Origin of the sequence: Haloferax sp. Atlit-109R (genome assembly GCF_003665865.1) — an archaeon.
GTDB lineage: Archaea > Halobacteriota > Halobacteria > Halobacteriales > Haloferacaceae > Haloferax > Haloferax volcanii.
Map to the genome: position 1 here is coordinate 389,617 of NZ_QPLO01000001.1, position 17,367 is coordinate 406,983.

Sequence of the window (17,367 nt, forward strand, 5' to 3'; positions counted from 1 at the left end):
ATGCAGACACCCAAAGAAATCGGCAGCATCCAGTTCGGGTTGATGGACCCGGAGACGTACCGAGACATGTCCGCGACGAAGGTCATCACCGCGGACACCTACGACGACGACGGCTACCCAATCGACATGGGTCTCATGGACCCGCGGCTGGGCGTCATCGACCCCGGGCTGCAATGCCGCACCTGCGGCCAGCACTCCGGGTCGTGTAACGGGCACTTCGGCCACATCGAACTGGCCGCGCCCGTCATCCACGTCGGCTTCACGAAGCTCATCCGTCGCCTGCTCCGCTCGACGTGTCGGGAGTGCGGTCGCCTCTCGCTGACGGACGAGGAAGCAGACGAGTACCGCGACAAGCTCGGTCGCACGAAGGAACTCGGCGACGACTGGAGCGACGTGATGAAGTCGGCGGTCCGGCAGGCCCGCAAGGCCAACCGCTGTCCCCACTGCGGCTCGCCGCAGCACGACATCAAACACGAGAAGCCGACGACCTACTACGAGGTCCAGAACGTGCTCGCCGGGGACTACTCCGAGCGCATCGCCGAAGCGATGCAGCCCGACCCCGACGACGAGGACGACGAGGGCGTCGACCCCGTCACCCTCGCCAACGAGACCGGTCTCGACGCCGAGCGCGTCAATCAGGTGCTCGCCGGCGAGTTCCGCCCGGTCGGCGACGACCGCAAGGCGCTCGAAAAGGCGCTCGACCTCGACCTCACCGAGGAGGACATGAACAAGCTGATGCCCTCGGACATCCGCGACTGGTTCGAGGACGTCCCGGACGAGGACCTCGTCACGCTCGGCATCGACCCCGACCGGTCGCGCCCCGAGTGGATGATTCTGACCGTCCTCCCCGTCCCGCCGGTCACGGCGCGTCCCTCCATCACGCTGGACAACGGCCAGCGCTCGGAGGACGACCTGACCCACAAGCTCGTGGACATCATCCGCATCAACCAGCGGTTCATGGAGAACCGCGAGGCGGGTGCGCCGCAGCTGATTATCGAGGACCTGTGGGAACTGCTCCAGTACCACGTCACCACGTTCATCGACAACGAGATTTCGGGCACGCCGCCGGCGCGTCACCGCTCCGGCCGCCCGCTGAAGACGCTCAGCCAGCGCCTGAAGGGCAAGGAGGGTCGCTTCCGCGGCTCCCTGTCCGGGAAGCGCGTCAACTTCTCGGCGCGTACCGTCATCTCGCCGGACCCGACGCTCTCGCTCAACGAGGTCGGCGTCCCGGACCGCGTCGCGTCCGAGATGACCCAGACGATGAACGTCACCGAGCGCAACATCGACGAGGCTCGGCAGTACGTCCGTAACGGCCCCGAGAGCCACCCCGGCGCGAACTACGTCCGCCGCCCGGACGGCCGCCGCCTGAAGGTGACAGAGAAGAACTGCGAGGAACTCGCGGAGAAGGTCGAACTCGGCTGGGAGGTCAACCGCCACCTCGTCGACGGCGACATCGTCATCTTCAACCGACAGCCGTCGCTGCACCGGATGTCCATCATGGCGCACGAAGTCGTCGTGATGCCGTACAAGACGTTCCGCCTGAACACGGTCGTCTGTCCGCCGTACAACGCCGACTTCGACGGCGACGAGATGAACATGCACGCCCTCCAGAACGAGGAGGCCCGTGCCGAGGCGCGCGTTCTCATGCGCGTCCAAGAGCAGATTCTCTCGCCGCGCTTCGGTGAGAACATCATCGGCGCGATTCAGGACCACATTTCGGGCACCTACCTGCTCACCCACGACAACCCCGAGTTTGTCGAGACGCAGGCGCTCGACCTGCTTCGCGCGACGCGCGTGGACACGCTCCCAGAGCCCGCGGGCGAAAACGAGGACGGTCAGCCCTACTGGACCGGCCAGCAGATCTTCTCCGAACTCCTGCCGGACGACCTGAACATGGAGTTCACCTCGAAGGTCGGCGACACGGTCACCATCGAGGACGGCCAGCTCGTGCAGGGCACCATCGACGAGGACGCCGTCGGCGCGTTCGGCGGCGAAATCGTCGACGCCCTCGCCAAGGACTACTCGAAGACGCGCTCGCGCATCTTCATCAACGAGATTGCCTCGCTGGCGATGCGCGCCATCATGCACTTCGGGCTGTCTATCGGTATCGACGACGAGTCCATCCCGGACGAGGCGACGGCGCAGGTCGACGAGGCCATCGACGCCGCCTACGACAAGATTCAGGAGCTCATCGAAATCTACGAGGCGGGCGAGCTCGAATCGCTGCCGGGTCGCTCCGTCGACGAGACGCTGGAGATGAAGATCATGCAGCGCCTCGGCAAGGCGCGCGACTCCGCCGGCGAAATCGCGGAGGACCACTTCGAGGAGGACAACCCCGCGGTCGTGATGTCGAAGTCCGGCGCGCGTGCGTCCATGCTCAACCTGACCCAGATGGCCGGCTGTGTCGGCCAGCAGGCGGTTCGGGGCGAGCGCATCAACCGCGGCTACGAGGGCCGCACCCTGAGCCACTACCAGAAAGGCGACCTCTCGGCCGAGGCCCACGGCTTCGTCGAGAACTCCTACCGCGCCGGCCTCACCCCGCGTGAGTTCTTCTTCCACGCGATGGGTGGTCGCGAAGGGCTGGTCGACACGGCAGTCCGGACCTCGAAGTCCGGGTACTTGCAGCGTCGGCTCATCAACGCGCTGTCCGAGCTCGAAGCGCAGTACGACGGCTCCGTCCGCGACACGTCGGGGACCATCGTCCAGTTCGAGTTCGGTGAGGACGGCACGAGCCCCGTGAAGGTCTCGTCCGACGACGAGACGCCTATCGACGTCGAGAACATCGCCGACCGCATCCTCACCTCGGAGTTCAGCTCCGACGAGGAGAAGGAACGCTTCCTCGGCGAGCGCGCACCGCCGACCAACCTCTCCGAGCACGCCGAACCGCGTGTCGACGCCCGTGCGGGGGTCGAATCCGATGACTGATACCGACGCAACCGCCGACTACGAGTTCGTCGACGACGCCATCGTCGACGTCGTCGAGTCCAAAGAGCTGTCTCGACGCCTGAAGGACCGCATCTACCAGACCATCGAAGAGCGCGAGGGCGTCACCCTCGACCAGGCCGGCGAAATCGCGCAGGCCGTCGAGGCGCGCTACCTCGACACCCGCGTCGACCCGCTCGACCCCGTCGGGACGGTGTCGGCGCAGTCCATCGGTGAGCCGGGGACGCAGATGACGATGAACACGTTCCACTACGCGGGCGTCGCCGAAATCGACGTCACGCAGGGGCTGCCGCGGCTCATCGAGCTGGTGGACGCGCGGAAGACCCCCGACACGCCGATGATGACGGTGTACCTCGAAGACGAGTACGCGAACAACCGCGAACTCGCCCACCAGGTCGTCTGGAACATCGAGTCCACGAAGATTCTGGCGCTCGGCGATATCTCGACGAACGTCGCCGACATGGTCGTGCAAGTCAACCTCAACGACGAGACGCTCCTCGAACGCTGGCCGACGTACGACGACGAGGGCGTCGTCGCGAGCGAGATTGCCGAAACCATCGAGGACGCGCTCGGCATCAAGACCCGCCGCGAGGGGACGCTCATCGAGTTCGGCCCCGAGAGCCCGAGCTACCGCCGGCTCCTCCAACTCGTCGAGGAGCTGCGCGACATCGTGTTCAAGGGCATCGAGGAGGTCTCCCGCGTCGTCATCCGGAAGGAGAACAACGAGGACACCGACGAAGAGGAGTTCGTCCTCTACACCGAGGGCTCGGCGTTCGGCGACGCGCTCGCCATCGAGGGCGTCGACGCTTCCCGGACCACCTCGAACAACATCCACGAGGTGCACAAGCAGCTCGGCATCGAGGCCGCCCGCGAGGCCATCATCGACGAGACGATGAACACGCTGCGCGAGCAGGGTCTCGACGACGTGAACATCCGCCACCTGATGCTCGTCGCGGACATCATGACGAACGACGGGACCATCGAGTCCATCGGCCGTCACGGTATCTCCGGGTCGAAGGACTCCGTCCTCGCCCGCGCCGCGTTCGAGGTCACGGTCAACCACCTGCTCGACGCCGCCATCCACGGCGAGGAAGACGACCTCGACGGCGTCATCGAGAACGTCATCGTCGGCAAGCCGATCGCTATCGGCACCGGCGACGTGGACCTCCGCATGGGTTCGCTCGACGTCGAGGACGCGGACGCCAACGCGGCACCCGAACCGTCCGACGACTGACGATGAAAGTTACGCTGTCGGATACGGCCCGGCGCTTCATCGCCCTCTTCGAGGAGGAGACGGAGGCGACCGCCCACGACTGTCTCGTCTTCGACGACCGGGTCGTCTTCCTCGTCGCCGCGGGCGACATGGCGACGGCCATCGGTCCGGGCGGGCGGACCGTCCAGTCGGTCGAACGCCAACTCGGCCGGACGGTCGAACTGGTCGAGGACGCCGACACGCCCGAGGCGTTCGTCGCGAGCGCGCTCGCGCCGGCGGCCGTCCGACACGTAACGCTCTCGCGGCAGAACGACACCGTCGCGTACGTCGAGGTCGCCGAAGCCGACCGCGGCGTCGCCATCGGCGCGAGCGGGAAGACCATCGACACCGCCCGCGAGTTGGCGCGTCGCCACTACGACATCGACGACATCCAGTTGACGTAACGCGGCGGCCGACTCGACCACACGTTTTTGTCCCCACCGAACGGCGAGCTACGCATGTCGTCGATACGACCGTCGGTCGGGGTCGCCGCCGGGCAACTCGACCCGACGCAGTTTGCGGACTACGAGGAGCTCGCGAGCGCGACCGCGGGGTTCGCCGCCGCGGCGGTCGTGGTCTATCTCGTCGGCCGGCTGCTGTTGGTCCCCGGCGTGACGCGACTCGTCAGCGCCCGGAACCGGAACAACCCGACGTTGCAGTCGGCGACGGAGACCTACGCGCACGCCGTCGTCATCGCGCTCGCGACGCTTGCGGGCGTCGTCGGCGCGGGCTACGCCTCGGTGCTGACCGACACCGCGCTCATCGTCGCGGCGCTGACGCTCGTCGTCGGCGTCGCCGGACAGGAGGTCATCGGCGCGCTCATCAGCGGGCTCTTTCTCGTTGCCGACCCGGACTTCAACGTCGGCGACTGGATATCGTGGCCGGGCGGCGAGGGCGTCGTCGAGGCGGTCGACTTCCGGGTCACGCGCGTGCGGACGGTGAACAACGAGACCATCTCCGTGCCGAACACGGAGCTGACGACGAACGCCCTCACCCGCCCGTACGGCCGAGAGCGCTACCGACTCACCGAACGCGTCGATATCGCGTACGCCGACGACGCGGAACTGGCGCTCCGCGAACTCGTCGAGACGGCGCGGGAGGACGACCGCGTGCTGGACGACCCGGAGCCGACCGCGCGCATCGTCGAGTTCGCCGGGAGTTCGGTCGGGCTCCAGACGGAGTTCTGGGTCGGCTCGCCGATGGACGCAAATCTCGTCGATGTTCGCTCGCAGTACCGACGGCGCGTCAAGCGACGGTTCGACGAGGAGGGGCTGACGCTCGGGCCGGCGTCGGGCCGCGAAGTCAGCGGCCGCCTCGACGTGGACCTCGTCGGGGGGCGCGACGGCGAGTGAGCCGCCCGCGAGACCGGAAACCCCCCGGTGTGGCGGTCGTTCGCATGCGTGGGTGAAACGACACCATCTCCGGGCGGTTTAGTCCCTCTTCGACGCGGAGGCGCCGTCGTTCGAATCTACGAAACGACCTCAGATGCCTCCTTAGGGGTCGCTAATCGCTCCTGAAGCCGTCTCGTCGGATTCGAAAAGGGAGGCTTAAGTAGCTCCATCCGGAACTGTTGTTCACTATGGCGAACGGCAAATACGCCGCGCGCAAGCTCAAGCAGGACCGGCAGAAGCGCCGCTGGTCCGACTCTGAGTACGCGCGCCGTGAGCGCGGTCTCGGCAAGAAGTCCGACCCGCTCGAGGGTGCCCCGCAGGGTCGCGGCATCGTCCTCGAGAAGGTCGGTATCGAAGCAAAGCAGCCGAACTCGGCGATTCGGAAATGCGTCCGTGTTCAGCTCATCAAGAACGGAAAGCAGGTCACCGCCTTCTGTCCCGGTGACGGCGCGATTTCGTTCATCGACGAGCACGACGAAGTTACCATCGCCGGTATCGGTGGCGCGAAGGGTCGCGCGATGGGTGACCTTTCGGGTGTCAACTACAAGGTCGAGAAGGTCAACGGCGTCTCGATGATCGAACTCGTCCGCGGGAACGCCGAAAAGCCGGTGCGCTAACCATGTCGGAAAGCGACGCACCCGAACCCGAGTCCCCGGCGAGCAGCGAGGAAGCAAAGGAGAACGCGCTTCTGTTCGGCGTCTGGGACGTCTCCGAGATGGAGTACACCGACCCCAGCATGAGCCGGTACATCAAGGCGACGCCCATCGCCCACACGATGGGTCGTCACGCCTCGAAGCAGTTCCAGAAGTCCGAAATCAGCATCGTCGAGCGGCTCATCAACCGCCTGATGCAGACCGAGGACAACACAGGACACAAGCAGAAGACGAGCAAAATCGTCAAGGACGCGTTCGAAATCGTCAACGAGCGCACCGAGGAGAACCCCGTGCAGGTGCTCATCCGCGCGGTCGAGAACGCCGGTCCCCGCGAGGAGACCGTCCGCCTCAAGTACGGCGGCATCTCGGTCCCGCAGGCCGTCGACGTCGCCCCGCAGCGCCGCGTCGACGAGGCGCTGAAGTTCATCGCGCAGGGCACGCTCAGCGGCTCCTACAAGACGACGACCACCGCCGCCGAGGCGCTCGCACAGCAGCTCATCGGCGCGGCCGACTACGACGTCCAGACGTACGCTATCTCCCAGAAAGAGGAGAAAGAGCGCGTCGCCGAAGCCGCCCGGTAATCTCTCCACTCTCTTTCGTTTTTCACTGCGCCGAGTGGCGACGCCGTACGCCGGCACGCCACGCTCGCGGACCGTTCGCCCGTCCGCTCGCGGTCGGTGCGCGGCGCTCAGTCGGCGGCCACTCCGGGGTTGACGACGTAGCGTTTCACCACGTCGACGAGCGTCCGGCGGTACTCGCTTTTCGAGGGGTCGGCGGCGAGCGTTCGGAACCGCTCTTTGAACGTGTCGAGCGACACCGACGGCGCGTCGTCGGCCGCGGCGTGCGCGAGGTCGTACAGCCGGTGGTCCGACCCGACGAGGTCGTGTCGCTCCACGAGCGCGAGCGCAAACGCGGCGTTCACGGCCGTGATTTCGGGGTCCGACCCGGCGGTGACGAGCCGAGAGCCCGGCCGCCCGGACGCCTGCGGCCGGTCGGCGAGCGCCGCGGCCAATTGCGATTCGAGGAACTGCACGAGTTTGTCCGCGGGCGCGACAGACAGCGTCAGGTCGTCGGCGTAGATGTCCTTGCAGTGGTTGGCAATCTGATAGCAGTGCGCGAGCTTTCGGCGCTCGACGGTCCGGCCCGCGAGCGCGAGAAAGACCGCCTCGCGCGTCGACTGGTAGTGCGAGACGTGGCCTTCCTCGTTTCGGGCCATGTGCGAGAGCTCGTGGAGCGCGAGCTCGCGGGCCATCGCGCTGGTGGCGGCCTGTCGGGAGATGTTGAGGACGTGACGGTCCTGATAGTGGCCGGCCCACGTTCGGGAGTCGGGGTCGTCCCGCACGCGCACGAACACGGGGTACGAAAGCTCGAACTCGGTTTCGAACAGGTCGGCGGCGCTCAAGAACGGGTCTGCCGGTGCGCCCCCGACGACTCGGAGGTCCATTCAAGTTGAGGAATGTTATCAACCAACATGACTCTTGCGCCGAGCGCGGCGACGAGATTCGCGTCCGGCGGACAGTCGCGCCTATCGTGACAAAAATGCTCATACCCCGGCGGTAGGGCGGCTGAAAATGGGAAATCCGCTCGGCAAAAACACTACTCTTTTGACCCTCCTGCCGGTAGACCCCTGTATAATGGGCCGACGAAAGAAGATCGTCCAGGAATGTGAGAAACTGATGGACAAGCCGGAGCAGATCCGGAACATCGCCATCGCCGCTCACGTCGACCACGGTAAGACGACCCTCTCCGACAACCTCCTCGCAGGTGCGGGCATGATCTCCGACGAGACTGCCGGCCAGCAGCTCGCGATGGACACGAAGGAAGACGAACAGGAACGCGGCATCACCATCGACGCCGCAAACGTCTCGATGACCCACGAATGGGAAGGCGAGAACCACCTCATCAACCTCATCGACACGCCGGGCCACGTCGACTTCGGTGGCGACGTGACCCGCGCGATGCGCGCCGTCGACGGCGCGCTCGTCGTCGTCGACGCCGTCGAGGGAGCCATGCCGCAGACCGAGACGGTCCTGCGTCAGGCGCTCCGCGAGGGCGTCAAGCCGGCGCTTTTCATCAACAAGGTCGACCGCCTCATCAACGAACTGCAGGAAGGTCCCGAGGAGATGCAGAAGCGCCTCGTCGACGTCATCTCCGACGTCAACGAGCTTATCCGCGGGATGACCGAGGAGAAGGACTACGACTGGACGGTCTCCGTCGAAGACGGCACCGTCGCCTTCGGGTCCGCCCTCTACAAGTGGGGCGTCTCCATGCCGTCGATGGAGGAGACCGGCATCTCCTTCGGCGACATCATGGAACTCGAACGCGGCGGCGACCGCCAGGAACTCCACGAGCGCACGCCGCTTTCGGACGTCGTCCTCGACATGGTCGCGGAGCACTTCCCCAACCCGCTCGACGCCCAGCCCCGTCGTATCCCGACGGTCTGGCGCGGTGACTCCGAGTCCGACCTCGCGCGCCAGATGCGCGAAGTCGACGACGACGGCGAAGTCGTCTTCATGGCGACCGACATCTCGATGGACCCCCACGCGGGCGAAATCGCCACGGGTCGCCTGTTCTCCGGGACCATCCGCAAGGGCCAGGAGCTCTACGTCTCCGGGACCGCGGGCAAGAACCGCGTCCAGTCCGTCGGTGTGTTCATGGGCGGCGAGCGCGAGGAACTCGACCGCGGCGTTCCCGCGGGGAACATCGCGGCCGTCACGGGGCTCCGTGACGCCATCGCGGGTTCCACCGTCTCGTCCGTCGAGATGACGCCGTTCGAGTCCATCGAGCACATCTCCGAGCCTGTCATCACGAAGTCCGTCGAGGCAGAGCGCATGGACGACCTGCCGAAGCTCATCCAGACGCTCCAGCAGGTCGCAAAGGAGGACCCGACCATCCGCATCGAGATTAACGAGGACACGGGCGAGCACCTCATCTCCGGTCAGGGCGAGCTCCACCTCGAAGTCATCACCCAGCGAATCCGCGACAACCAGGGCATCCCGGTCCGCACCGGTGAGCCGATTGTCGTCTACCGCGAGCAGGTCCAGGGCGAGTCCCACGAGGTCGAAGGTGTCTCCCCGAACCGCCACAACAAGTTCTACATCACGGCGGAGCCCCTCTCGCAGGACATCGTCGACTCCATCAAGCTCGGCGAGATTTCGATGGACATGCCCGAACTGGAGCGCCGCGAGGCGCTGCAGGAAGCCGGCATGGACAAGGACACGTCCCAGAACGTCGAACACATCCACGGGACGAACATCCTCATCGACGACACGAAGGGTATCCAGCACCTCAACGAGACGATGGAACTCGTCATCGAGGGTCTCGAAGAGGCGCTCGACGACGGTCCGCTCGCCGCGGAACCCGTTCAGGGGACGCTCCTGCGACTCCACGACGCGCGGCTCCACGAGGACACCATCCACCGCGGTCCCGCCCAGGTTATCCCTGCGACGCGCGACGCGGTCCACCGCGCGCTCATCGCGGGCCAGGTGAAGCTCCTCGAACCCATCCAGAACGTCCGCATCGACGTTCCGTCCGAGTACATGGGCTCGGCCTCCGGCGAGATTCAGGGTCGCCGCGGCCGCGTCGACGACATGTACCAGGAGGGTGACCTCATGGTCATCGAGGGCATCGCGCCCGTCGAAGAGATGATCGGCTTCTCGTCTGACGTGCGCTCCGCGACGGAAGGTCGCGCCTCCTGGAACACGGAGAACGCCGGCTTCCGCGTGCTCTCGGACAACCTCCAGCGCGAGAAGATTATGGAGATCCGCGAGCGCAAGGGCATGAAGCTCGAGCTCTCGCAGGCTATCGACTACATCTAAGCGCGACCCTTCGCGCTTTCTTTCGTTTTTTCACCCGGGCAGCGATAGCCCCGGTCCGTCGGCCCCATCCGCGCCGCATCTACCGTTCGCTTCGCTTCTCGGCGGCCGTCTGTGACACATGCCAGCACGCTCCCGGCGTCGGCAAACCGTGTCGGCTGCGAAGGCTTATACCGCGTGGCCGAATCACGGGTAGATATGCGTAAGGGTACGTCTCTCGACTCCTGGCGCGACGACGCGAAACCACGACCGAACCGCGCGTCGCGGACAACAGCGTCGGGACGGCCCACGGAGGTGGGGCGATGAGTGCACAGGACCTCGACGGCGAGAGCGACGCCGAGGCCGACGGAAGCGGCGAGATGCCGAAACCGCACACGATTCGGCTCGAACTCGTCGACGAGCCCGGACAGCTTTTGGCCGCGCTCAAGCCCATCTCCGACAACGGCGGGAATCTGCTTTCCATCTTCCACGAGCGCGGGAGCCTGACGCCGCGCGGACACATCCCCGTGGAGGTCGACCTCGAATGCCCGCCCGACCGCTTCGCGCGTATCGTCGAGGCGCTCCGCGACGCCGGCGTCAACGTCATCCGCGCCGGCGCGGAGCACTTCGGCGAAGAGGTGATGGTTATCCTCGTCGGCGACATCGTCGACTCCGACCTCTCGGACACGCTCCACCGAATCGAGTCCTCGGCGGACGCGACGCTTCAGGACCTGTCGCTGTCCGCCCGCGAGGGGACCGACGAGGCGTCGAGCGCCCGGCTCCGACTCGCGGTCCGCTCCGGCCGCGTCGACGAGACGCTCGGGGTCGTCCGTGACATCGCCGCCGAGAAGGAGCTACACGTCGTCGAACCGCTCGCGGAGGGGTCCCAATGAGCCTCAGACTCGCCGTGCTCGGCGCGGGCGCGGTCGGCGGCTCGGTGCTCGACCTCGCGGGCGACTACGGGCACGAGGTCGTCGCCTTCGCGGACTCGTCGTCCTCCGTGGTCGACCCGGACGGTCTCGACCCGAGCGCGGTCCACGACCGCAAGGAACGCGAGGGCGTGGTCGGCGGGGCGGACCCCGGAGCGGTGTTCGACGCCGACTACGACGTGTTAGTGGAGGCGACGCCGACGACGCTCGGCGACGCCGAACCCGGCTTCTCGCACGTCGAGCGGGCGCTGGCCGACGACCGCCACGTGGTGCTCGCGAACAAAGGCCCGGTCGCGGAACGGTACGCCGACCTGCGCGCGCTCGAAGCCGAAAGCGGAGGGACGGTGCAGTTCGAGGCGGCCGTCGGCGGCGCGATTCCCATCCTCTCGACTATCTCGGACCTCGGCGCGCCGCACGTGACCGCCGCGCGCGGCGTGCTGAACGGGACGGCGAACTTCATCCTCTCGCGGATGGCCGCCGAGGGACTCGATTACGAGCACGTCCTCGCGGAAGCCCAAGACCTCGGCGTCGCGGAGGCCGACCCGACCTTCGACGTCGACGGCATCGACGCCGCGCTGAAGTTCGTCATCCTCGCGAACGTCCTCTCCGACGGCGAGACGGAGTACGCGCTCGACGACGCCGCGGTCGAGGGAATCCGCAACGTCCCGGGGACGGCGCTCGACCTCGCCGCCGAGGACGGCCGGACGGTCAGACTCATCGGTGAGGCGACCGCCGACGGGGTTCGCGTGGCTCCGCGGCTGATTCCGCAGGGCTCCGCGCTGTCGGTCACGGGCACGCAGAACATCGTCCAGTTGGAGACCAAACACGCGGGGCAGCTGAACATCAGCGGCCGCGGAGCGGGCGGTCCCGAGACGGCGACGGCCGTCTTGTCCGACGTTTCTCGGCTCGAATAGGCGTACAGAGGGCTCGTACCTCTCGTTTTCTTCGACTGTCGACTTCAGCTAAACTCCCTGCCCCTACGACCGTGGTATGGTTCCGCAAATCGCAGTACGGCGGTTAGACGGCCCGTAGCGCGTATCGAAATCGTTTTAGGGGTTTCAGCAAAAACATTCCCCACAGAGCGCCTTAGCGCGTGACCACACCAATGAGCGACAAACCCCACCAGAACCTGGCCATTATCGGCCACGTCGACCACGGTAAGAGTACGCTCGTCGGCCGACTCCTGTTCGAGACCGGCTCCGTCCCGGAGCACGTCATCGAGCAGCACCGAGAGGAAGCCGAGGAGAAGGGCAAGGGCGGATTCGAATTCGCCTACGTCATGGACAACCTCGCCGAAGAGCGCGAGCGCGGTGTCACCATCGACATCGCCCACCAGGAGTTCGACACGGACGAGTTCTACTTCACCATCGTCGACTGTCCTGGCCACCGCGACTTCGTCAAGAACATGATCACCGGTGCTTCGCAGGCTGACAACGCGGTACTCGTCGTCGCCGCCGACGACGGTGTCGCGCCGCAGACCCGCGAGCACGTCTTCCTCGCCCGCACGCTGGGCATCGGCGAACTCATCATCGCGGTCAACAAGATGGACGTCGTCGATTACAGCGAAGACAAGTACAAGGACGTCAAGGAGCAGGTCAACAAGCTCCTCAAGCAGGTCCGCTTCAACTCCGACGACGCGACCTACGTCCCGATTTCGGCCTTCGAGGGCGACAACATCGCCGAGCGCTCCGACAACACGTCGTGGTACGACGGCGACATCCTCCTCGAAGCACTCAACAACCTGCCGGCACCGCAGCCGCCGACGGACGCGCCGCTGCGCCTGCCCATCCAGGACGTCTACACCATCTCCGGCATCGGTACGGTCCCGGTCGGCCGTATCGAGACGGGTACCCTCAACCCCGGCGACAACGTGAGCTTCCAGCCCTCTGACGTCGGCGGCGAGGTCAAGACCGTCGAGATGCACCACGAGGAAGTCGACCAGGCCGGACCTGGCGACAACGTTGGTTTCAACGTTCGTGGCGTCGGCAAGGACGACATCCGCCGCGGCGACGTCTGTGGCCCGGCCGACGACCCGCCGAAGGTCGCCGAGACGTTCAAGGCGCAGGTCGTCGTCATGCAGCACCCCTCGGTCATCACCGCTGGCTACACGCCGGTCTTCCACGCCCACACGGCGCAGGTCGCGTGTACCATCGAGTCCATCGACCAGAAGCTCGACCCCGCGTCGGGTGAGGTCGCTGAGGAGAACCCGGACTTCATCAAGTCCGGCGACGCTGCCATCGTGACCGTCCGTCCGCAGAAGCCGCTCAGCATCGAGCCGTCCTCCGAGATTCCGGAGCTCGGCAGCTTCGCTGTCCGTGACATGGGTCAGACCATCGCGGCCGGCAAAGTGCTCGAAGTCAACGAGCGATAACGATGCAACAGGCACGCGTTCGGCTCGCCGGCACGAGTCCGGAAGACCTCGACGATATCTGCGACGACGTCCGCGAGATCGCGAACAAGACGGGCGTCAACCTCAGCGGGCCGATCCCGCTGCCCACGAAAACGCTCGAAGTCCCCGCCCGCAAATCGCCTGACGGCGAGGGGACGGCGACGTGGGAGCACTGGGAGATGCGCGTCCACAAGCGTCTCATCGACCTCGACGCTGACGAACGCGCTCTGCGCCAGCTGATGCGCGTTCAGGTTCCGAACGACGTCAGCATCGAGATCGTCCTCGAAGACTAACGACGGCGCTGTCCGGGCTCTCCCGGGCCGCCCGTTCGTGACGGCCCGCCCGTCACACTCGCGGTTGTCGAGGCGCGCGTCCGGAGGACTCTGCCTCCGAGCTGACTTTCAGCGCTAAGGCGCGTGTCATCTCACTTCCGTTCGACGCGCGAGCAGACGCCCGCAGAATCGCCCGACGGAACGGGATGCTATCGCATGCCCGACTGCGGACAAAACATAGGGTATAAGTGTATCCCACGACTCCGTGGGAATGAGGGCTCGTAGATCAGTGGCAGATCGCTTCCTTCGCAAGGAAGAGGCCCGGGGTTCAAATCCCCGCGAGTCCATTTCCTTCCGTCACTTCGTTCCGTCAGTCAATGGACTCGCTTGCCCCCGTTCGCTTCGCTCACGGGGACCCCGCGAGTCCACTACCATTTTCGCGACGCAACACGGCGAGTCGTGACTCCGTCAGGAGCCCTGCGAGTATCAACTGCGTCGCGAACAGATGTACGTCCCGTTTCTCATTGCCGTCCAATGCCGAGTTGATATGCCGCGAAGTACGAACTGAACATCGATATGGCAAGTAGAGTGCAGTACGTGCTTATAAAATAGAGAAGTTCAACGATTGAATTCGGTGAGCTGATACCAAGAAATCGAGATACGACCGCAGCGAATCCAATCGAAGGAAACGAAACAATCACCAGTACAAATCTACTGGACCATGCGCTGGACCGCCCCAGCATGAAGTCTTTTGGAGGGACGTCCATAGTCTCATCGTACGCAGAGAATTATTTTAAAATTGTCATTTCTGCACAGTACCTCACAGCCTAGGCTACCGCTGTTTTTGTGACGCTTCCCACCGTGGCGAATACTGAGTCGTCGCGCTCTACGACTACACAATCGCGACCCGAACGAAGTACCACTCCCCGTCGTACCGGACGAGCTCGGGCCGGTCAGCGTTGCTGAACGAAAACCGGCTTTGTTCGTCGTCCGAGCGTGACTCGGCCGTCGAGCGCGCTCGGAAACATCGTTCACTTCCGCCGAACCCGACACTTTCACTCCGCTCATGGCGGACCCTCTTACCGTCTCGCTCCGAGGGCGTCGGTATGGAAACACGACGAGGCGAACCCCCGTCGGACCCGACGGCCCTCTTTCGAGCAATCGTCTCGAAACTCCGCGAGACGCGCCGCGGGGTCCACCAACACCGGATGGCGCAGGCGTTGCTCCAGAGAGACGCCAACGGCTCGCGGCTGGTCGGACTCGACGCGGACACCCAGCGGGCGGTCTTCTTCAACCCCGCGTCGCAGACGCTCGAACTGATACCGTTCGACCGGGAGGGAACGCACGAGGAGCGCGCGGAGGTGCTGTCGCGTCGGCTGAGCGACCCGTCGTCGTGGGTCGAGGCCAACGCCGCGGGGCTGTCGTGGGTGCACCCGCACTTCCGGTGGGTCTGCGGGCTGGACGACGCCGGGCGGTCGTGAGCCGGCAGTCGCGAGTCGGCAATCCGCTGCCACGTCCGACCGTGACCGATGTCCGACCGTGAAGAATTATACGCACGCCGCGCGCACAACACGTCCATGAACGACGAGGAACTCGACGAACTCCGGTCGTCGCTCACGCCCTACGAGTCCAGCGGCGGCGTCACCACCTACCAGAACACCGTCTCTATCGCCTGTCCGGCGTGCGAGAAGCCGTTCGACGACTTGGTCGTCTGCGAGAACGACTACAACAGCCTCGAACTGAGCATGATGCTCGACCTCTGTGTGACCCAACACGACGGCGACGTGCTCCTGTTCACGCACAAACAAGAGGAGTAAGCGGTCGTGGCGGTCGGACGCGGGCCACCGTTTCAGCCTCTCGGTTACGAGTCCGTCACTCCGCGCCCGTCTCGCCAGTAGCGGCCGGTGGATTCTCGTCGGCCAAAAACAAGTGGTCGAACGGGAGCGACCGCCGGGTTATTCCTGCGGCGGGAGGCCGTTTTCGTCGATGACCTCGCCGTCGTCGTCGACGGTGACGATTCCGCGGTTGTTGACCGCGTAGGGGTCCAAGCCGACCTCTTGGAGGAACTGCTTGTAGAGTCGCTCGGCCGTCTCGGCGTCTTTCTGGCGGTCGGAGGCGCGGTCGCAGAGTTCGACGAGATCTTCGGGTACGTCGTTTTCGTGGACGATCCAGTGGTTGATGAGGTCCGACAGCCGGCGGATTGGCGAGGTGAAGTGGCCGTAGATGTCGAAGTTGAGCGCGTAGTGGCCGCCGAAGGGGTCGTTCATGTACTTCGCGCGGGGCATGACCTTCAGCACGGCGCGCTGAATCTTGTTGAGCGTGCGGGAGTTCGCGCTCTCCAAGGCGTCGTTGACGGCCTTTCGGGGCTCGTCCCACGACGTGGACTGGATGCTCACGCCGTCGAGTTCGGTGATTTCGCGGAGCGCCTTGTCCCACTGGTCGGGAGTCGGCTGCGGGTGGACGCGGTACATCGCCTCGACGCCGCGGTTCCACATGAGTTCGTGCGTGACGGCCTTGTTCGCCTTCAGCATGCACTCCTCGATGATGGTGTGGGCGCGGTCGCGGCTCGGGTTGAGGACGAGCGAGCCGTCTTCCTTGCGCTGTTCGTGGAGTTGGTCCGCGAGGTCGAAGACCAGCGCGTTCTCCTCGTGGAGGGGGAGGTCGGGGTCTTCCAGCCGGTTTTCACACTGCGTGTAGGTGAGCCGTTCGTTGGAGTGGATGACGGACTTGTAGATGTCGATAGACTCGAACGAGAGCGTGTCCTTCTTGATTTCCATCTCGACGGTGTGGGCGAGGCGGTCCTCCTCGGGGACGAGAGAACAGACCGTCTCGGCCAGCGCCGGCGGGAGCATGTGGATGGTGTAGGCGGGGAGGTAGACGGTGTTGCCGCGCTTGACGGCCTCGGCCCACATCTCCGAGCCGGGGTGGACGTAGTGGGTCACGTCGGCGATGTGGACCCACAGCGTGTACGTCTCCTCGTTCTCGCGGATGCTCAGGGCGTCGTCGAAGTCCTGGGCGTCGACGGGGTCGGTCGTCCACGTCGTGAGGTCGCGGAGGTCTTTGCGGTGTTCGAGTTCGTCTTCGATCTCCTCGTGGACGCCGTCGGTGCGCGCACGCGCCTCCGAGAGGACTTCCGGCGGGAACGCGTCACGTATCTCGAACTCCTCGAACAGTTCCTCGCGCTTGTTCTGGAGGTGTCGCGCGAGTTCGGCGTCTATCTCCACCGGTCCTTGCCCTTCGGCGGTCCCGGCGTACGCCTGCGCGTCGTCTGACATAGCCCCGACTAGACGGGGCAGGGAGAAATGAGTGTCGGGCACGAGCCGCGACGTACGAGAATCGATATCACTCGTCGGCGCGCGTTTGCGTGGCCCGGCGACGGGCCGCCGAACCCGTCTTCAGCGACCGCGCTCGCCGGGCGATTCGTACCGCTCTTTGACCGCGTCGAAGTAGCGAAGCAGGAACTCCTCGTCGGAGATGCCGCGTTCTTCGATGTCGACGAGGAGGCCTTCGAGTTCCTCGCGGGGCTGGTGGCAGAGTCCCCGGTAACAGGACTTACAGAGGTGTTCGAACCGCTTGCCGTGTCGTTCCCAGCGGTTCCCCTCTTTGTCGTACTCGCGCGCCGCCGACCGGAGGACCGCGTCACCGCATGCGATGCACACGACACGATTCCGGTCCCGGTTCGTCCGGGAGCGCCACATATGAGGGGAGTGGACCCAGTCGTACTTAGCAGTTTATCCTGTTACA

Annotated in this window: 16 protein-coding genes and 1 tRNA gene; 14 read left to right on the forward strand and 3 right to left on the reverse strand. The window is 65.4% G+C overall.

From position 1 onward, the window contains the following. From DVK03_RS02045 to DVK03_RS02070, 6 genes are all read left to right on the forward strand, one after another. Positions 1-2,925 carry a DNA-directed RNA polymerase subunit A' gene (locus tag DVK03_RS02045; protein WP_008577039.1) on the forward strand — a complete coding sequence of 975 codons (2,925 nt, stop codon included), beginning with the start codon at positions 1-3 and terminating at the stop codon, positions 2,923-2,925. Next, on the forward strand, positions 2,918-4,177 hold the full coding sequence (gene rpoA2, locus DVK03_RS02050; protein WP_004044573.1) for a DNA-directed RNA polymerase subunit A'': 1,260 nt from the start codon (positions 2,918-2,920) through the stop codon (positions 4,175-4,177). The genes DVK03_RS02045 and rpoA2 overlap by 8 nt, the downstream gene beginning before the upstream one ends. Positions 4,178-4,179: 2 nt before the next feature. Then, on the forward strand, positions 4,180-4,599 hold the full coding sequence (locus DVK03_RS02055; protein ID WP_004044572.1) for a NusA-like transcription termination signal-binding factor: 420 nt from the start codon (positions 4,180-4,182) through the stop codon (positions 4,597-4,599). A gap of 54 nt (positions 4,600-4,653) precedes the next feature. Then, positions 4,654-5,547 carry a mechanosensitive ion channel family protein gene (locus DVK03_RS02060; protein WP_004065338.1) on the forward strand — a complete coding sequence of 298 codons (894 nt, stop codon included), beginning with the start codon at positions 4,654-4,656 and terminating at the stop codon, positions 5,545-5,547. 227 nt (positions 5,548-5,774) lie between these two features. Beyond that, the gene (locus DVK03_RS02065; RefSeq protein WP_004044570.1) at positions 5,775-6,203 is read left to right on the forward strand and encodes a 30S ribosomal protein S12; all 429 of its coding nucleotides are present in this window, start codon (positions 5,775-5,777) and stop codon (positions 6,201-6,203) included. A 2-nt stretch (positions 6,204-6,205) separates the two neighbouring features. Further along, positions 6,206-6,820 carry a 30S ribosomal protein S7 gene (locus DVK03_RS02070; protein ID WP_004044569.1) on the forward strand — a complete coding sequence of 205 codons (615 nt, stop codon included), beginning with the start codon at positions 6,206-6,208 and terminating at the stop codon, positions 6,818-6,820. A 107-nt stretch (positions 6,821-6,927) separates the two neighbouring features. Here the strand turns inward: DVK03_RS02070 and DVK03_RS02075 are convergent, their stop codons facing one another. Beyond that, on the reverse strand, positions 6,928-7,683 hold the full coding sequence (locus tag DVK03_RS02075) for a DUF5781 family protein (RefSeq protein ID WP_004065337.1): 756 nt from the start codon (positions 7,681-7,683) through the stop codon (positions 6,928-6,930). A 190-nt stretch (positions 7,684-7,873) separates the two neighbouring features. On the opposite strand from DVK03_RS02075, the gene DVK03_RS02080 reads away from it, so the two are divergent. From DVK03_RS02080 to DVK03_RS02115, 8 genes are all read left to right on the forward strand, one after another. Then, entirely contained in the window at positions 7,874-10,057 is a 2,184-nt protein-coding gene (locus tag DVK03_RS02080; protein ID WP_004044567.1) for an elongation factor EF-2, read from the forward strand. A 299-nt stretch (positions 10,058-10,356) separates the two neighbouring features. Further along, complete coding sequence (locus DVK03_RS02085) at positions 10,357-10,926, forward strand: hypothetical protein (RefSeq protein ID WP_004065336.1); 570 nt, start codon at positions 10,357-10,359, stop codon at positions 10,924-10,926. Continuing rightward, positions 10,923-11,876 carry a homoserine dehydrogenase gene (locus DVK03_RS02090; protein ID WP_115802112.1) on the forward strand — a complete coding sequence of 318 codons (954 nt, stop codon included), beginning with the start codon at positions 10,923-10,925 and terminating at the stop codon, positions 11,874-11,876. The genes DVK03_RS02085 and DVK03_RS02090 overlap by 4 nt, the downstream gene beginning before the upstream one ends. 191 nt (positions 11,877-12,067) lie before the next feature. Next, on the forward strand, positions 12,068-13,333 hold the full coding sequence (gene tuf, locus DVK03_RS02095) for a translation elongation factor EF-1 subunit alpha (protein WP_004044564.1): 1,266 nt from the start codon (positions 12,068-12,070) through the stop codon (positions 13,331-13,333). Between the two features lie 2 nt (positions 13,334-13,335). Then, on the forward strand, positions 13,336-13,644 hold the full coding sequence (rpsJ, locus tag DVK03_RS02100) for a 30S ribosomal protein S10 (RefSeq protein ID WP_004044563.1): 309 nt from the start codon (positions 13,336-13,338) through the stop codon (positions 13,642-13,644). Between the two features lie 254 nt (positions 13,645-13,898). Next, positions 13,899-13,970 (forward strand) — tRNA-Ala (locus DVK03_RS02105). 759 nt (positions 13,971-14,729) lie between these two features. Next, a complete protein-coding gene (locus DVK03_RS02110; RefSeq protein ID WP_115802113.1) occupies positions 14,730-15,104 on the forward strand; it encodes a hypothetical protein in 375 nt (124 codons plus the stop codon). Between the two features lie 96 nt (positions 15,105-15,200). Beyond that, positions 15,201-15,440: a hypothetical protein gene (locus DVK03_RS02115; RefSeq protein WP_004065334.1), complete on the forward strand. Its 240-nt coding sequence runs from the start codon at positions 15,201-15,203 to the stop codon at positions 15,438-15,440. A 138-nt stretch (positions 15,441-15,578) separates the two neighbouring features. Here DVK03_RS02115 and DVK03_RS02120 read toward each other — a convergent pair whose 3' ends face one another. Together DVK03_RS02120 and DVK03_RS02125 are read right to left on the reverse strand one after the other, a co-directional pair. Then, positions 15,579-16,898, reverse strand: coding sequence for a ribonuclease R family protein (locus DVK03_RS02120; RefSeq protein WP_004044535.1), 1,320 nt, complete (start codon positions 16,896-16,898; stop codon positions 15,579-15,581). Between the two features lie 120 nt (positions 16,899-17,018). Then, positions 17,019-17,321 (reverse strand): hypothetical protein, encoded by a 303-nt coding sequence (locus DVK03_RS02125; RefSeq protein ID WP_115802114.1) that lies wholly within the window; start codon positions 17,319-17,321, stop codon positions 17,019-17,021. Positions 17,322-17,367 lie beyond the last annotated feature (46 nt).

Bases quoted from the DNA above. Each gene is read 5' to 3' on its own strand.
- DVK03_RS02045 (WP_008577039.1), top strand. From the start codon at position 1: ATGCAGACACCCAAAGAAATCGGCAGCATCCAGTTCGGGTTGATGGAC.
- rpoA2 (WP_004044573.1), top strand. From the start codon at position 2,918: ATGACTGATACCGACGCAACCGCCGACTACGAGTTCGTCGACGACGCC.
- DVK03_RS02055 (WP_004044572.1), top strand. From the start codon at position 4,180: ATGAAAGTTACGCTGTCGGATACGGCCCGGCGCTTCATCGCCCTCTTC.
- DVK03_RS02060 (WP_004065338.1), top strand. From the start codon at position 4,654: ATGTCGTCGATACGACCGTCGGTCGGGGTCGCCGCCGGGCAACTCGAC.
- DVK03_RS02065 (WP_004044570.1), top strand. From the start codon at position 5,775: ATGGCGAACGGCAAATACGCCGCGCGCAAGCTCAAGCAGGACCGGCAG.
- DVK03_RS02070 (WP_004044569.1), top strand. From the start codon at position 6,206: ATGTCGGAAAGCGACGCACCCGAACCCGAGTCCCCGGCGAGCAGCGAG.
- DVK03_RS02075 (WP_004065337.1), bottom strand. From the start codon at position 7,683: ATGGACCTCCGAGTCGTCGGGGGCGCACCGGCAGACCCGTTCTTGAGC.
- DVK03_RS02080 (WP_004044567.1), top strand. From the start codon at position 7,874: ATGGGCCGACGAAAGAAGATCGTCCAGGAATGTGAGAAACTGATGGAC.
- DVK03_RS02085 (WP_004065336.1), top strand. From the start codon at position 10,357: ATGAGTGCACAGGACCTCGACGGCGAGAGCGACGCCGAGGCCGACGGA.
- DVK03_RS02090 (WP_115802112.1), top strand. From the start codon at position 10,923: ATGAGCCTCAGACTCGCCGTGCTCGGCGCGGGCGCGGTCGGCGGCTCG.
- tuf (WP_004044564.1), top strand. From the start codon at position 12,068: ATGAGCGACAAACCCCACCAGAACCTGGCCATTATCGGCCACGTCGAC.
- rpsJ (WP_004044563.1), top strand. From the start codon at position 13,336: ATGCAACAGGCACGCGTTCGGCTCGCCGGCACGAGTCCGGAAGACCTC.
- DVK03_RS02110 (WP_115802113.1), top strand. From the start codon at position 14,730: ATGGAAACACGACGAGGCGAACCCCCGTCGGACCCGACGGCCCTCTTT.
- DVK03_RS02115 (WP_004065334.1), top strand. From the start codon at position 15,201: ATGAACGACGAGGAACTCGACGAACTCCGGTCGTCGCTCACGCCCTAC.
- DVK03_RS02120 (WP_004044535.1), bottom strand. From the start codon at position 16,898: ATGTCAGACGACGCGCAGGCGTACGCCGGGACCGCCGAAGGGCAAGGA.
- DVK03_RS02125 (WP_115802114.1), bottom strand. From the start codon at position 17,321: ATGTGGCGCTCCCGGACGAACCGGGACCGGAATCGTGTCGTGTGCATC.